Genomic DNA, 15,261 nt, shown 5'->3' with positions numbered 1-15,261 from the left:
TCTGCAGCTTTATACCAACGCAAATACGCGCTTTAAGCTTCAATAAATGGCTAAATTAAACATTTATAATAAACAAGTAGGCGATGCGAAGAGGGGAGGGTTTTTAATTTTAGGAAGATGTAAAAAAAAGATGTTGTTATAAGAAAAAGAGTGGCTTATTGGCACTTATCAGCTTGATGGCGTTAGTGGTTTTTTGTGGTGGTTAAGAAACAGTGTTGTTTGAAAATAGCGGTGTGCATTTACCGTCATGCGCACTCTATCCTGCCTGAACATTGTAAGCCAAAAAGAAAAAGCCCGACTTGCGTCAGGCCTTTAGAATTCTTTCTTAACGCTCTGGCTCTTCTTTAAAGCCTATATTTTCCGCGTGAAGCCCTTTAGGGCCTTCTTGAACCTCGAATGTCACTTCTTGGCCTGCTTTCAATGAGCGATAACCTTCCATTTGTATCGTAGAGTAGTGGGCAAAAATGTCTTCACCACCGTCCTCAGGAACGATGAACCCAAAACCCTTCGCGTTGTTAAACCATTTAACTTTGCCGATCGCCATACTTCAACTTCCTCTTAGTCCTTGAACTCGCACGTTTATGCCCCCATTATAGATCCGGAAGCACAGTGGTATGAGTATTGATTCAGTGTTGATACAGTATTTAAAAGTATTGAAACAGAGTAACACTCAATCCCACTATCAAAATGTAGATTTTTTAACCACATTATGTCAAGGGCAAATGTGAATAAATTTATTCGAAAGTTTGTGCACACAAATGCCATTAAACCACTATTATTAAGTTATGAGTAAAGACAACACCATTAGTATCGATAAGGAAAAACAGAAAGACGCGCAGCGACAAAAGCCGCAGCCGCCTCCCATGTACAAAGTGTTGTTGAATAATGACGACTACACGCCGATGGATTTTGTCATTGAGGTACTCATGCAGTTTTTCAATATGGACGCTGAGAAAGCCAACCAACTTATGCTAGCCGTTCATTATCAGGGTAAAGCCGTGTGTGGCATTTTCACTGCTGAGATAGCAGAGACGAAAGTAATGCAGGTAAATCAGTACGCACGCAAGCATCAGCATCCGTTGATGTGCACGATGGAACAGGCATAAGGTATTTTGTAGAGGGCGAGCAATATGTTAAACAAAGAATTAGAACAAACGCTGAATAGCGCGTTTGTATTTGCCAGAGAGCACCGTCATGAGTTTATGACGGTAGAGCACTTGTTGTTGGCATTGCTCGACAACTCAGCTGCTCGAGAAGCTCTGAAAGCGTGTGGTGCTGATATCGAGTCGATTAAAAGCGAGCTCCTATCTTTTGTGAAAGACACTACGCCACTTATTTTAGAAGACCAGCTAACGGACCGCGAAACACAGCCTACTTTAGGTTTCCAACGTGTGTTACAGCGTGCAGTATTTCACGTGCAATCGTCAGGTAAAGATGAGGTAACGGGCGCTAACGTTCTTGTAGCGATTTTCAGCGAACAAGAATCTCAAGCCGTTTACATTCTTAAAAAGTCAGACGTTACGCGCCTTGATGTGGTGAACTTTATTAGCCATGGCGTAAGCAAAGCTGATGACGACGAGCCAGTGAATCCAGAAGCCGGTGATGAGGCCGAGGGCGGTGAAGAGGGCGGTTCTGCATTAAGTAAATACGCTACCGATTTAAACCGCCAGGCCAAAGACGGCAAAATAGACCCACTTATTGGTCGCGACTCGGAAGTAGAACGCACTATTCAAATCTTATGTCGTAGAAGAAAGAACAATCCTCTGTTAGTTGGTGAAGCGGGTGTAGGTAAAACAGCCATAGCCGAAGGTCTTGCTTATCGTATTGTTAACGACGATGTGCCAGCTGTTATTGCCGAAAGCACGGTTTATTCTCTTGATTTAGGTGGTCTTCTAGCGGGTACTAAATATCGTGGCGATTTTGAAAAGCGTTTAAAAGCTATTCTGAAAGAGCTTGGCAAAGACAAAAATGCTATCCTGTTTATTGATGAAATTCATACTATTATTGGTGCCGGCGCTGCATCGGGTGGTGTTATGGATGCATCTAATCTGCTCAAGCCTAAACTATCTAGTGGTGAATTGCGTTGTATTGGTTCAACTACTTACCAGGAATACCAAGGTATTTTTGAAAAGGATCGTGCTCTGGCACGTCGATTCCAAAAAGTGGACGTTACTGAGCCTAGCGTAAGCGATACGACTAAGATTCTAATGGGTCTGAAAAGCCGTTATGAAGAGCACCACAATGTGCGCTTTACGCAAAAAGCTATCCAAGCTGCGGCTGAATTGTCTTCAAAGTACATAAACGAGCGACATCTGCCTGATAAGGCCATCGACGTGATGGATGAAGCCGGTGCAAGCCAGCGCTTGTTGCCACCGTCAAAGCGTAAAAAGATGATTGGTGTGGGCGATATCGAACAAATAATTGCTAAAATGGCACGCATTCCAGAGAAGTCGGTATCAGCATCTGATAAAGAGGTGCTGAAGAACTTGGGTCGTAACCTTAAGATGGTGGTGTTTGGCCAAGATAAAGCCATAGAGACGCTGAACGACGCTATTTTACTCTCACGCTCGGGCTTAGGTGCTGAAACGAAGCCAATTGGTAGTTTCTTGTTTGCCGGTCCGACAGGTGTTGGTAAGACAGAGGTTACACAGCAGCTAGCGAAAATTATGGGGGTAGAGCTTGTGCGTTTTGACATGTCGGAATACATGGAGCGTCATGCTGTAAGCCGTTTAATTGGTGCCCCTCCTGGTTATGTTGGCTTTGACCAAGGCGGTCTACTTACTGACGCCGTCATTAAGAACCCTTACTCAGTGGTACTTCTTGATGAGATCGAAAAAGCGCACAGCGATATTTACAACATTCTGCTACAGGTAATGGATCACGGTACGCTTACCGACAACAATGGCCGTAAGGTTGATTTTAGAAACGTTGTGTTGGTAATGACGACCAACGCTGGTGTTCAGGAAACGGTGCGTAAGTCGATTGGCTTTAAGCAGCAAGACCATAGCCACGATGCTATGTCTGAAATCAATAAAGTGTTTACACCTGAATTCAGAAATCGCCTAGACGGAATTATCTGGTTCAATCACCTAGATTCAGAAATTATTCTGCAGGTGGTAGATAAGTTTATTATCGAACTTCAAGCTCAGCTTGACCAAAAAGGCGTTTCACTTGAGGTGACAAGCGATGCCCGTGCATACCTTGCTGAAAAAGGCTATGACAAGTCTATGGGCGCTCGCCCAATGGCACGCCTTATTAAAGATGAGCTTAAGAAAGAGCTGGCAAATGAGCTATTGTTTGGAGAGCTTTCAAAAGGCGGCAATGTGAAAGTGGACTGCGTAGACGACAAACTAACGTTTTCGTTTACTGGTGTAGATGCCACGTCAGAAGAGGCTGAACCAAGCTAAGGCTGAAAAAGTTATTATACGTTTAGCAAAAGAAGGTCAGTGAAAGCTGGCCTTTTTTATTGCTTCTAAAAGCTAAGTTTTGTTTATTTGAGATACAAAAAAGCCCGATAGTCATCGGGCTTTTTACAATGCGTTACCGCTTCAATGGCACATTATCTGGCGCGGTATACGATACGACCTTTAGTCAAATCGTAAGGCGTCATCTCAACGGTGACCTTATCGCCAGTAAGAATTCGGATATAGTTCTTACGCATTTTACCAGAGATGTGTGCAGTCACTACGTGACCGTTTTCCAGTTCAACGCGGAACATAGTGTTAGGTAGTGTGTCTAGCACAGTACCTTCCATTTCAATACAATCTTCTTTTGCCATGTAAAGCAGTTACCTCAGTAATTCAAAATTTTTGCCGCGCAGACCTTACCCAATCTTGAGTTCAGTGTAAAGCAATTAAGTGGGTTTTTTAGTAAATAGACGCCATTCGTTGTCGCTAAACTGTTCAAAGGGCAAAAACTTGTGCTTATATGACATCTTTTGACACCCTTGTACATAATAACCCAAATACACAAAGCGATGACCAAGTGTTTTAGCCTGCTGTATTTGCATAAGTATCATCCATGTACCGAGTGATGCAGACGCATAGTCTGGATCGAAAAATGTGTAAAGCGCAGAGAGTGCACCCTGAGACTCGTTAGCATCAACAATGTCTGTCACGGCTACTGCGATTAGTTTATCGCCGTCATAGGCCTCTAAAAAGTGTGTGGTCATCCACTCGCATCGAACGAAGCTATCAAATTGTGTTTTAGACGGTGGATACATACTGCCATCCGCATGTCGTTCACTGATATAGCGCTCGTAAAGTGAATAATAAAGGGCGTTAGGTTCATCAACTAGGCGCACGCTAAATGCGCTGTTTGCATTTAAAATGCGCTTCTGACTGCGAGATGGGCGGAAGTCGTCAACGGGAATTCGTACCGATTGGCACGCATTACAGTTAGGGCAATGGGGGCGATAAATTTGCTCGCCGCTGCGTCTGAAGCCTGCCTGAATTAACTGAGAATATCGCCATGCTTGGAAGTCGCTACTTTCAGCATATACAAGTAACTGTTCTTGCTCATCAGGCAAATAGCTACAGGTAAAAGACTGCGTAATTCCAAACTTCATGGTGTTATAACCTTGGCTTGCCAACGTTCAATATATTCATCAGAGAGTTCACCTTTGTCGTTCAAAGTGTGGTTGTTTATACGCAATTTTTCAATAAAAGTGTTTCTTGAAATTGCTTTTGCACCCAAAGATTCAAGGTGATCGGTTGGCAACTGGCAGTCGATAAATGCCATGTTGTGAGACTTCATGTGTTGCACAAGCGACAGCATTGCTAATTTAGATGTGTTACTTTTAACGTGAAACATAGACTCACCACAAAAAATATTGCCTATGCCCACACCATATAAACCACCCACTAGCATATCGTCTTCCCAAACCTCGACAGAGTGCGCAAGACCAAGCCCATGCAGCTGTGTGTAGGCCATCATCATATCGTCGGTAATCCATGTCTCAGTTGACATGTCATTACCGTCTGTACGTTTTCTCGGAATAGAAGAACAAGCGTCGATAACGCGTTCGAACGCATGATTGAGCGTTACTTTGTATTTTTGTTGTCTAGCAAGCTTCTTAAGGCTTTTCGACACGATAAAGTCGTCTAATTCAATAATGGCGCGTGGGTCCGGCGACCACCATAACAACGGCTCGTCATCGCTAAACCATGGGAAAATACCTTGTGAATAGGCTGAAAATAACCTGGCGGGGCTTAGGTCAGCACCGAAAGCGAGCAGTCCATTGGGCTCGGATAACGCAGTATGTACAGGAGGGAAGGGCGCGCCTTCTTCAATATAATGTAACGCAATCATAATAAAAAAGGCCCTTGGTTAAGGGCCTTATCATATTAAAGCTAATGCTATTTAGACGCTAAACCGTCAAGGAATTTTTCAGCATCAAGCGCAGCCATACAGCCAGTTCCAGCTGATGTAATAGCCTGACGATAAATGTGATCGCTTACGTCACCTGCTGCAAAAACACCTTCTACGCTGGTTTGTGTCGCGTTACCATTTGTACCACTGTTAACAGTGATATAGCCGTCTTTCATTTCAAGCTGACCGTCGAAAATGTCGGTATTTGGCTTATGGCCTATAGCAATGAATAGACCCATTACATCAAGCTCTTCCGTTGCTTCGCTTTCAGTGTCTTTAATACGGATCTTATTAACGCCCATGTCGTCACCCAGCACTTCGTCTAGCGTGCGGTTTAAGTGCAGTACAACGTTACCGTTCTCTGCCTTATCACGTAAACGCTGCTCTAGAATCTTTTCGCTACGGAAGGTGTCGCGTCTGTGAATTACATGCACTTCTGAAGCGATGTTTGATAGATAAAGCGCTTCCTCAACAGCCGTATTACCACCACCAACAACCGCAACTTTTTGGTTGCGATAGAAGAAACCATCACACGTTGCACATGCCGATACACCTTTACCCATGAATGCCTGTTCAGACTCCATACCAAGGTATTTTGCAGACGCGCCCGTTGCGATGATAAGCGCATCACAAGTGTATGTGCCGCTGTCGCCATAAAGCGTGAATGGGCGTTTGCTAAAATCTGTTTTATTGATATGGTCAAAGATGATTTCAGTATCAAATTTTTCAGCATGCTTCTGCATACGTACCATTAAATCTGGGCCAGTAAGACCTTCTGGATCACCCGGCCAGTTTTCTACTTCTGTAGTGGTAGTAAGCTGTCCGCCTTGTTGAATCCCAGTAAGAAGTACAGGTTCCAAATTAGCGCGCGCTGCATAAACTGCCGCTGAGTAGCCAGCAGGGCCTGAACCTAAAATAAGTAGACGGACGTGTCTGCTTTCTGCCATTTTCGTCTCCAAGTATTGTACCCACTTATGGGCATCTGTTCTCTCTGTAATACGCTAGATGAGGGTATCACGTTATATTTCAACCTCAATGCTAGTCTGCATTTTTATTGTTCTAATTTTGAAGGCCGTATGATGCCTTCAATGAGGTCAAAAGTCACTTAAAGAGTGAACGTTCTTATGTGTTCTTGTTCTAAATAAATGTGGCTTATGGTGTCTTTATGATTGAATACAACTGAGATTGAATGTTACTTATTAAAGTTTCTCCACATTAAGCAGTTGCGGTGAGTCATCCGTATTTTATGAATAACATAGCTTGTATTAGTTAAAAAGCGTATTACAATTTTGGGTGAAAGCAGCAACGAGTGTACGTAACTTTCGTTCGGATCTTAAACTCAAGTATGAGCGCGGTTAAAACTGCCTGTGAGATAACTTAAGACCAAAAAGCCTGAAAGTTTAACTGCGAAGAATACAAGCTCCGAGTTGTGTTATTTTGAGGAGAGAAGCCATGTCGCAATCAGTGATGGCAATGATAAAAGACGGTCAGCAGTACATGAAAACATGGCCAATGAAGAAAGAGTTGTACGCCTTTTTTCCTGAGTGTCGCGTTGTGGCTGCAACTAAATTTGCGATAAAAACCATGCCTCCAGTAGCGTTAGTATCTTGTGCTTTGTTATTGCAGAACCTTGGCGCCGAGTATCTTCCTCAAACCATCGCTATTGGCGCATTTTTCTTAAGCCTTCCTCTACAAGGCTTGTTATGGCTTGGCCATCGTTCTGATCAGTATTTGCCTCCACAGCTTAAAAGTTGGTATCAAGAGATCCACGCAAAAATGCGTACGCAAGGTTGTAATGTGGCCTCCGCAAAATCAAAACCAAAGTACAAAGAATTGGCAAAGCTATTAAAAACTGCCTTCAACGACTTAGATAGCGTATTCACCGAGCACTGGTTCAACTAAAGACCTGTTTCAGTTTAACCCAGATTCAACCTACTGATACCAACTACTGCAAAGCGGGTACAAGGATTTGATTGCAACGCTTGCACCTGTACTGAGTACCCTTTCTAACGTTGTTATGCCTGCGTGTTGAGAGAGAATACGTATTGCATTGGCATTGATATGCAAATGTTTTTACAGCCGACTTGGTATCAAACGTGTGTGTAGTATTAGGTTCGCGATTGAATACACCACGCATAATGCTTTGCCATTCGGTGCCATGAGGTTTCACTTTTCCAAATAATTGCCATACCAATAAGTGACTTATCTCGTGGGGCACCACGTCGGTAAGAAACGCTTCGGTATTTTCTTTAAACAACACAGGGTGAAAGTTAATTCTGTTTTGTTGCAAAAACGCAGAGCCAGCATTTTTCCCTGAACGACGAAAAGAAAGCGTGGGGCGCGTAAAGTACCTTTTAAAATAGCTATCAGCCTGCTGATAGTATTGCTCTACAGCGTCTTCAATAGCATGTTTTAGGGCAGGGGGTAAATCGGAGAGTGCGATACTTACACCTGAATAGTAAATACGGTTAAAAATAAAAACGCGCTTGTGATAGTAAACACAAGCGCGATTTGAACTGTTTGATGTTGGTTATATATTCGTAGTACCTAACGCTAACTTTTTCTACCTAACGTCAGCTCTTTACTACCTTACGTCGCTTTTTTTTAACTGACGTCACAGGGCAAACAAAGTACGTAGGTGCCTTTAGGGTCGTTTAGGCGGTTAACAACGCTGAACTCTTTAAGTACGCGTTTAAACTCGTTTATTAACGCTGAATCGGCATTTGAAAATTGCCATTTACCAACATAAGTCATCGCCTGACCAAAGAACTCTTTCCAGAATAGGTCTTGTGCTGATAACGAGTGTTGTACGTACTGCGTATCGTATTCTTCCAATGCAGCAAACTCTGCCGCTGCAGACACAGCATCTTCAAGCGTGCCAAGCTGGTCAACAAGTCCAAGTTCAAGCGCATCTTCACCAATCCATACGCGGCCTTGCGCTACATCGTCTACTTCTTCAACCGTCATCTCGCGAGATGATGCAACAAGTGATAAGAAGTTGCCGTACGTGTTTTCAACATTACGCTGCAAAATTTGACCGAATTCTGGGGCCAATGGGCGCGCTACCGAGAACCCAGTTAGTTCAGTAGAACCAACGCCGTCACTATGAACACCAATATAATCAAGCGAATTTTCGTACGTCATAAACATACCGAAAACACCAATTGAACCTGTGATAGTGCTTGGGCTTGCAATAATCTTGTCGGTGCTGGCCGCAATCCAATAACCACCTGACGCTGCATAGGTGCTCATTGATGCAACAACAGGTTTACCGGCTTGCTGTAGCTGTAGCACTTCTTGCCTAATAATTTCCGACGCGAACGCGCTTCCCCCTGGAGAGTCAATTTGAAGTACCACTGCTTTAACGCTGTCGTCCAAACGCGCCTTTCTTAACAAACGCGCAGTACTGTCACCGCCAATTGTTCCTGCTTTTTGGTCGCCATCTAAAATGGTACCTTTAGCTACAACAATAGCCACTTTGTCTATATTGTTTTCAATTGCCGGCAATGGCGGGTTTACCACCTTCAAATAAGTACTGTACGCGGTTAAGTTCACGCCGTGGCGGTTATCACCTTCACCTACCAGTTCAATAAGCTCTTGTCTTACTTCTTCACGGGTTTTAAGCGCATCAACCCATCCATTTTCCAGAGCGTATTGTGCAAAGTCCCCGCCAGCTGCCTCAAACTTTCCTAGCAGCCCCTCAAGTGTTTCGTCGAAATTCGATGTTTCAATGCCTCGTGCAGCGGCAACATCTTGCTTGTATTGATTCCAATAGCCATCAAGCCATTGCTTCTCTGCTTCTTTGGCTTCCTCTGACATATCGTTACGCATGATTGGCTCAACAGCCGACTTGTACGTACCTACACGAAAAATGTGTGTTGTAACTTTAAGCTTTTCAAGCATATCTTTGAAATACATGCCGTATCGACCGTAGCCTTCAAGCATTAAGCCGCCCATTGGGTTCAAATAAATGTTGTCAGCATGCGCAGCAAGATAGTATTGGTCTTGAGAGAAGTAATCGCCAATCGCGTACACCGGCTTTTCAGATGTTTTAAATTCATCTATGGCTTCTGCTACCACACGCAGTTTGTCTAATCCGCCACCTGTTAAACCGTGCAGGTCTAGGACTAGCGCTTTAATACGACGATCTTTCTGTGCATTTTCTAACACTTTGACTACATCGCGTACCAGTACCTCCGGGTTGTCCGGTTCATCACCAAGGGCGTCTTGTAGGAATTGTTCAAACGGGTCAATGCCTTCTTTTTCGATAACCAGTTTACCGTTTAGTGTTAAATACAAAGCACTATTTGCATTAACGGTAAGAGGGTCGTTGTCTGAGCTGGTTGCCGCGATAATGATACCCGCGAAAATGACAATAAAGATGATATTAAAGAAAAGTTTGCGGGTGAAGTTGAGCACCGTCCACAAGCCAATAAACAAGGATTTTGTCCAATTTCCTTTGGCTGCCATAAATCACTACCTTTTTTAAATTATTTTCAACAGGTGTTTGTATCGATGTAATTCAGTGCGTTGAGGTTACTCGCACGTCGTCATTCTATTATGTTACCTAAATCGAGTAAGATCGCTAATAGAATTGTAATTTTTTGTTATGTTTGACACATCCAAGTTTAATTCTCTTTGCTATCAAGCCATTGGCTTATGAGCTTCGCAATACGTTTATGATCATTTTCACTTAGCTGCATAAGCAATTTACCTGATGGCGGTTTGTATCGGGTTTTTTCGTGCCCTTTTTGCATAATTCGTGTAAACGGCGATGTTTTTGACTGCTTAGATGAAATTTTTTTCATAGTTTGTCGTTCTACTAACTACCACACAATTACAGGTTGATGCTCATGACATCTCTTTATTCTAAATTCGTAGACAGTTTACGCCATGTAGACGGCATCCCATTATTACTGCTTCGCTTATATCTTGCACCAGTAATGATTCAAGCAGGCTGGAACAAAGCGTCAAGCTTTGATGGTATCGTAGACTGGTTTGGTAATGAAGATTATGGGCTTGGTCTTCCATTTCCGCTGGTCATGGCATTTTTGGCCACCGCAGCGGAGTTAGTGGGCGGAATATTCATTTTATTCGGTGCATTAACACGGTTGGTAAGTATTCCATTAATGATAACCATGATTGTAGCGATGGTAAGCGTACACGCAGAAAATGGCTGGCTGGCCATAGCAGATGCTTCGTCTTGGTTAGCAGACGGTACCATTTTACTTAATGAAAGCGTAATGGAAGCACCTGACAAACTGGCCGCAGCGAAGTCGCTGTTACAAGAGCACGGTCATTATGACTGGCTAACATCGAGTGGAAACTTTGTTGTGCTGAACAATGGTATTGAGTTTGGTGCAACGTACTTCGTTATGTTGTTGGTATTGTTTTTCTATGGTGGCGGGCGTTACGTAAGTGTTGACCACTTCTTTACCAAGAGAGAACTCAGCTAAGCCATACCGCTTACTTAAACCAATTAAGACCGGATTTTTCTGGTCTTTTTTGTAAGTGAGTCGTAGGATCCTGTGTATACAAATCAACGCCGTTATCTTGTTGATATTAACAACACTTTTTGGGTGGAGAACGCACATGGATGCACTAACGTTATTATTAAATAGAAGCTCTCAACCTCGTTTATCGGCGCCCGCGCCATCGGGGGACGCGCTTGAAAACATAATGCAAGCAGCGCTTCGCGCGCCAGATCACGCTTGCCTAACGCCGTGGCGCTTTATTGTTTGTGAAGGTAAGGGCCTCGACAAATTAGGGGCGTTGTATGAGCAATCAGCCATTGAAAATGATAAGTCGCAAAAAGAAATTGAGCGTGCAGTGCAGCTACCGCATCGAGCACCAATGGTTATCGTTGCAATAGCCAAATACACTGAACACGAAAAAGTGCCTAGAGTTGAACAAATCGCTTCAGCAAGTTGTGCAGTGATGGCAATGCAAATGGCTGCGGTAGCGCAAGGTTTTAACGGAATGTGGCGCACGGGTAGCTACGCACAGTGTGAAACGGTTAAAAATGGCTTGGGGTTAGCCGAAGATGATGAAATTGTAGGATACTTGTATTTAGGAACACCTGCGTTTGAGCCTGCGCCTAAACCGCAACGAAACAGTGCAGATTACTTCGAATATTGGAAGTAAAGGGTTATGAGATAGAAAAAAGCGCCGTTTATGGCGCTTTTTTAATGCCTAATATCTACAAACAGTGGGTATTTAGCCTCGAATGTTTAATTACACAATCTCGGCGCTAAAAACTCAATGTTGCGTTATAACCAGCGAATTTGCGGATATTGATAACGCGGTCTTCATCTAGCATCCAGTATTGACCTTTAATACCTTTGAGCACGCCGGTAAATGCAGGTGTTTTATCAAGGTTTAGCGATTTAATCTTTACCGGATATTCTTCTACAGGATAGTGAATATCGTGTGTAACCGCGTTGACCTCTGATACCGCTTGTAAACCTTTTTCTTGTTTAAGTGCCTCGAGCTCAGCGCTAATCTTTTCCATAAGTTCAGACTTAACCGCCTCTAGGTCAACCTCGTCTGGCTTTCCTTTTAGCATGGTTCGCCAGTTTGTTTTATCGGCTATGTGATCTTTACACAATGTTTCTACTAAGCCGCTTGTTAAACGGTCGGGCACGCGCAGCATTATCGTTGCCTGTGTAGCACCTTGGTCCATCCAACGTACTGACACACCATCAGAGACTTGGCGAGTAATGCCTACTTTTACGGTGCCTGTGTTCGCCAAGTAAACAAAATGCTCGCTAAAACAATGCTCTTCACCCCACTGTGGCTCGCGGCAGGTGCCCTCATGATAGTGACATTTTTCAGGTTTAATAATGCAGCTATCACATTGCGCAAGTGAAATTAGACAGGGATAGCAGTAGCCCTGATTGAAGCTTTTTTTGGTTTTACGGTTACAGCTGACGCAGTTTATTTCGCCATTATAAGTAAGTGTAACTTCTTTACCTATAAGCGCATTAACATCAACCAAATCATCACCAATAGGGAGCATATAGCTTACTTTGTTGTTTTCATCTGCTTGGGTACGCATCTTTTTAAGCATACCCGTATAAGTCGTTGTCACTGTATTGCCTTATATTTATTGTTTGTTTTAATGGTTTGAAAATTAAAACCTAGTTTTACTAGTCGCTTAGCTCACCACGCAAGTTTTGCGTTAGCATCTTACTTACTTCGTCAAATGTGAGGTCTTTACTTAGTAGGTAGTGCAGCTTTGCCAGTGCCGCTTCTGGCGTCATATCACTGCCAGATAATACACCTACCTCTTGTAAACCATGCCCTGTAGCATAGCCGCCCATATTAACGCGACCGCGCATACATTGTGTGCAGTTTAGCACTGGTATTTCACGAGACTTGGCATATTTTAGCTGTGAAATAAGCTCTGGGTTTTGTGGCGCGTTGCCAACACCATAACTTAATAAAATGAGTGCATTGACAGGTTGTTGAAGCGTATTTTTTATAACCTCTGGCGCAATGCCGGGATACAGGCTAACCATGCCAATGGGCTGGGCTTTTACGCTCGATACCGTTAAGGTGTTTTCAGGCGATTCAGCAAGCTTGCCCGCTTTTACTCGAATGTTAATACCGGCTTCTAAAAGGGGAGGGAAATTGGGTGAATCGAATGCGCTAAAACCGTCAGCGTCCACTTTACGACTTCTATTTCCACGTAAAAGTCGGTTGTTAAAAAATAAACCGACTTCAGCAATAGGGTAGTTTGCCGCAACATACAATGCATTCAGTAAGTTTACTTGCCCGTCTGAACGTAACTCGGCTAATGGAATTTGTGACCCTGTAACAATAACAGGCTTAGACAAATCTTCTAACATGAAACTTAGGGCTGATGCCGTGTAAGCCATAGTGTCAGTGCCGTGCAAAATAATGAATGCGTCGTAAGTGTCGTAGTTGTCGGCGATATCGTCAGCTATGCGCTGCCAATCAGACGGATTCATGTCAGATGAATCGATAAGGTTATCGTACTCATGTAACGTAAATAACGGCATTTCAGGGCGATGGAACTCAGGCATGTTTTTGAGCGTGTCGGCAAGGAAGCCAGCAGCTGGCACGTAGCCTTGTTTTGACGGCTTCATGCCTATGGTTCCGCCAGTGTAGGCAATGTAAATATGTTTGCGCATCAATAAACCTTACTTACCACTGTAAACAAAAAAGCGGTGTTAACACCGCTTTTATATTTTAGTTTGTACTGGCACCAACGTCTTTACGGTGCCTTGTTTTTATTTTACTTCCTTACCTGCCGCCTGTTGGTCGGCGTGGTAGCTTGAACGTACCATTGGGCCACAAGCTGCGTGAGTAAAGCCAATCTCTTTTGCGTAGTCGCCAAGCGCATCAAACTCTTTTGGATGAACGTAGCGCTTAACTGGATAGTGGTGGCGACTTGGCTGAAGGTATTGACCAAGTGTAAGCATATCAACGTTGTGCTCACGTAAGTCGCGCAACACGCCTTGAATTTCTTCGTTCTCTTCACCCATACCCATCATAAGACCTGATTTAGTCATAACATCCGGGTGTTGTGCTTTGAATTTCTTCAACAGGTCAAGAGACCACTGGTAGTTTGCACCAGGACGACACTCACGGTACAAGCGCGGGATAGTCTCTAGATTGTGGTTGAACACATCTGGTACGCCATTTTTGAAGATTTCAAGTGCGCGATCCATACGGCCGCGGAAGTCCGGTACAAGCACTTCAATGGTGGTAGAAGGGCTGTGCTCACGAATTGCGTTAATGCAATCGACAAAGTGTTGTGCACCACCGTCTCTTAAATCGTCACGGTCTACAGAAGTGATAACAACATAGCGAAGGTTCATCTCAGCGATGGTTTTCGCTAGTTTTTCTGGCTCTTCTGCACTGGGAGGAAGTGGTTTGCCGTGCGCAACATCACAAAATGGACAACGACGAGTACAAATGTCGCCTAAAATCATAAACGTTGCAGTACCGTGGTTGAAACACTCTGCCAGGTTCGGGCAGCTTGCTTCTTCACACACTGAATGAAGGTTGTTTTTGCGCAACGTTTTTTTAATGTGGTCAATTTTCTCGGTAGTACGAGGAAGCTTAATTTTGATCCACTCAGGCTTGCGCAGCATTTCTTCCTTTTCTGTAGGAATAATGGTGACTGGAATGTGTTTTACTTTTTCATCATCGCGGAGTTTTACACCCGCTTGAGGTCGTGCGTTACTCATCAAAACCTTCTTTATATGTTGTTTCCGTGATGGAAAGCGCTTCAAGTAGTAATTGGGTTAACTCACTGCCGGCAACAGAAAGCGATGTTGGACCTTGGAGTCTGGCAGTGTCTACCATCTCCATACCCGCATATCCACAAGGGTTAATTCGCTGAAACGGTGATAAATCCATATTAACATTTAACGCTAACCCATGGAACGAACAGCCATTACGTATTCTTAAGCCAAGGGAACACACTTTTTTTTCGTCGACATAAACGCCAGGTGCATCGGGCTTTGGATAGGCTTTAACGCCATATTTTGCAAGTAGTCCGACCACAGCTTCTTCCATCGCCGTGACTAAATGTCGAACACCCAGTTTGCGGCGCTTAATATTGAGCATTAAGTAAATAACTTGCTGGCCAGGCCCGTGATACGTCACTTGACCGCCGCGATCGACTTGTACCACCGGAATATCGCCAGGCATAAGAATATGCTCGGCCTTTCCAGCTTGACCTTGGGTAAATACAGCGTCGTGTTCTACTAGCCACAATTCATCTTGGGTGTGCTCGTCACGTTGGTCCGTAAAGCGTTTCATAGCTTCAAAAATTGGCTCATACGCTTGACGACCAAGTTGTCGTACTATGACGTTTTGCATGCTTGGCGTAGTGTTTGTAGCTGCGTTAGCAGTTAG

Annotated in this window: 17 protein-coding genes; 5 read left to right on the top strand and 12 right to left on the bottom strand. The window is 43.8% G+C overall.

Annotated elements, in window-relative coordinates:
• Positions 1-325: 325 nt before the first annotated feature.
• A complete protein-coding gene (gene cspD / locus ACGHAV_RS02640) occupies positions 326-544 on the bottom strand; it encodes a cold shock domain-containing protein CspD (protein WP_334014354.1) in 219 nt (72 codons plus the stop codon).
• A 241-nt stretch (positions 545-785) separates the two neighbouring features.
• Between cspD and clpS the strand changes: the two genes are divergently transcribed.
• Both clpS and clpA read left to right on the top strand, forming a co-directional pair.
• Entirely contained in the window at positions 786-1,106 is a 321-nt protein-coding gene (gene clpS / locus ACGHAV_RS02635; RefSeq protein ID WP_390376006.1) for an ATP-dependent Clp protease adapter ClpS, read from the top strand.
• A 24-nt stretch (positions 1,107-1,130) separates the two neighbouring features.
• A complete protein-coding gene (gene clpA / locus ACGHAV_RS02630) occupies positions 1,131-3,407 on the top strand; it encodes an ATP-dependent Clp protease ATP-binding subunit ClpA (protein WP_390376003.1) in 2,277 nt (758 codons plus the stop codon).
• A gap of 152 nt (positions 3,408-3,559) precedes the next feature.
• On the opposite strand, the gene infA is transcribed toward clpA, so the two are convergent.
• The 4 genes from infA to trxB all read right to left on the bottom strand — a co-directional run bounded on the left by infA (position 3,560) and on the right by trxB (position 6,317).
• Entirely contained in the window at positions 3,560-3,778 is a 219-nt protein-coding gene (gene infA / locus ACGHAV_RS02625; protein WP_014949333.1) for a translation initiation factor IF-1, read from the bottom strand.
• Positions 3,779-3,853: 75 nt separating this feature from the next.
• Entirely contained in the window at positions 3,854-4,567 is a 714-nt protein-coding gene (locus ACGHAV_RS02620; RefSeq protein WP_390375999.1) for an arginyltransferase, read from the bottom strand.
• A complete protein-coding gene (aat, locus tag ACGHAV_RS02615) occupies positions 4,564-5,310 on the bottom strand; it encodes a leucyl/phenylalanyl-tRNA--protein transferase (protein ID WP_390375996.1) in 747 nt (248 codons plus the stop codon). Before aat ends, ACGHAV_RS02620 begins: the two co-directional genes overlap by 4 nt.
• A 47-nt stretch (positions 5,311-5,357) precedes the next feature.
• Positions 5,358-6,317, bottom strand: a complete 960-nt coding sequence (trxB, locus tag ACGHAV_RS02610; protein WP_390375993.1) for a thioredoxin-disulfide reductase — start codon at positions 6,315-6,317, stop codon at positions 5,358-5,360.
• A 505-nt stretch (positions 6,318-6,822) separates the two neighbouring features.
• On the opposite strand from trxB, the gene yfbV reads away from it, so the two are divergent.
• Complete coding sequence (gene yfbV / locus ACGHAV_RS02605) at positions 6,823-7,272, top strand: terminus macrodomain insulation protein YfbV (RefSeq protein WP_390375990.1); 450 nt, start codon at positions 6,823-6,825, stop codon at positions 7,270-7,272.
• A 43-nt stretch (positions 7,273-7,315) separates the two neighbouring features.
• On the opposite strand, the gene ACGHAV_RS02600 is transcribed toward yfbV, so the two are convergent.
• From ACGHAV_RS02600 to ACGHAV_RS02590, 3 genes are all read right to left on the bottom strand, one after another.
• On the bottom strand, positions 7,316-7,813 hold the full coding sequence (locus ACGHAV_RS02600) for a SprT family zinc-dependent metalloprotease (RefSeq protein WP_390376065.1): 498 nt from the start codon (positions 7,811-7,813) through the stop codon (positions 7,316-7,318).
• A gap of 161 nt (positions 7,814-7,974) precedes the next feature.
• Positions 7,975-9,840 (bottom strand): signal peptide peptidase SppA, encoded by a 1,866-nt coding sequence (gene sppA, locus ACGHAV_RS02595; RefSeq protein WP_390375988.1) that lies wholly within the window; start codon positions 9,838-9,840, stop codon positions 7,975-7,977.
• A gap of 158 nt (positions 9,841-9,998) precedes the next feature.
• Positions 9,999-10,178, bottom strand: coding sequence for a hypothetical protein (locus ACGHAV_RS02590; protein ID WP_390375985.1), 180 nt, complete (start codon positions 10,176-10,178; stop codon positions 9,999-10,001).
• A gap of 45 nt (positions 10,179-10,223) precedes the next feature.
• Here ACGHAV_RS02590 and ACGHAV_RS02585 point away from each other — a divergent pair, with 45 nt between their 5' ends.
• Complete coding sequence (locus ACGHAV_RS02585; RefSeq protein ID WP_390375982.1) at positions 10,224-10,826, top strand: DoxX family protein; 603 nt, start codon at positions 10,224-10,226, stop codon at positions 10,824-10,826.
• 136 nt (positions 10,827-10,962) lie between these two features.
• On the top strand, positions 10,963-11,514 hold the full coding sequence (locus ACGHAV_RS02580) for an NAD(P)H nitroreductase (RefSeq protein WP_390375979.1): 552 nt from the start codon (positions 10,963-10,965) through the stop codon (positions 11,512-11,514).
• Positions 11,515-11,620: 106 nt separating this feature from the next.
• Here ACGHAV_RS02580 and ACGHAV_RS02575 read toward each other — a convergent pair whose 3' ends face one another.
• From ACGHAV_RS02575 to lipB, 4 genes are all read right to left on the bottom strand, one after another.
• Positions 11,621-12,460 (bottom strand): DUF2797 domain-containing protein, encoded by an 840-nt coding sequence (locus tag ACGHAV_RS02575; protein ID WP_390375976.1) that lies wholly within the window; start codon positions 12,458-12,460, stop codon positions 11,621-11,623.
• A 58-nt stretch (positions 12,461-12,518) separates the two neighbouring features.
• Positions 12,519-13,526, bottom strand: a complete 1,008-nt coding sequence (ansA, locus tag ACGHAV_RS02570) for an asparaginase (RefSeq protein WP_334014342.1) — start codon at positions 13,524-13,526, stop codon at positions 12,519-12,521.
• Positions 13,527-13,625: 99 nt separating this feature from the next.
• Positions 13,626-14,588 carry a lipoyl synthase gene (gene lipA / locus ACGHAV_RS02565; protein WP_334014341.1) on the bottom strand — a complete coding sequence of 321 codons (963 nt, stop codon included), beginning with the start codon at positions 14,586-14,588 and terminating at the stop codon, positions 13,626-13,628.
• Positions 14,581-15,225, bottom strand: a complete 645-nt coding sequence (gene lipB, locus ACGHAV_RS02560; protein ID WP_390376062.1) for a lipoyl(octanoyl) transferase LipB — start codon at positions 15,223-15,225, stop codon at positions 14,581-14,583. Before lipB ends, lipA begins: the two co-directional genes overlap by 8 nt.
• Positions 15,226-15,261: the final 36 nt, after the last annotated feature.

It is taken from the genome of Alteromonas sp. MTD1 (assembly GCF_042848195.1).
Lineage (GTDB): Bacteria > Pseudomonadota > Gammaproteobacteria > Enterobacterales > Alteromonadaceae > Alteromonas.
This window is presented reverse-complemented; position numbering and strand designations above follow the sequence as displayed.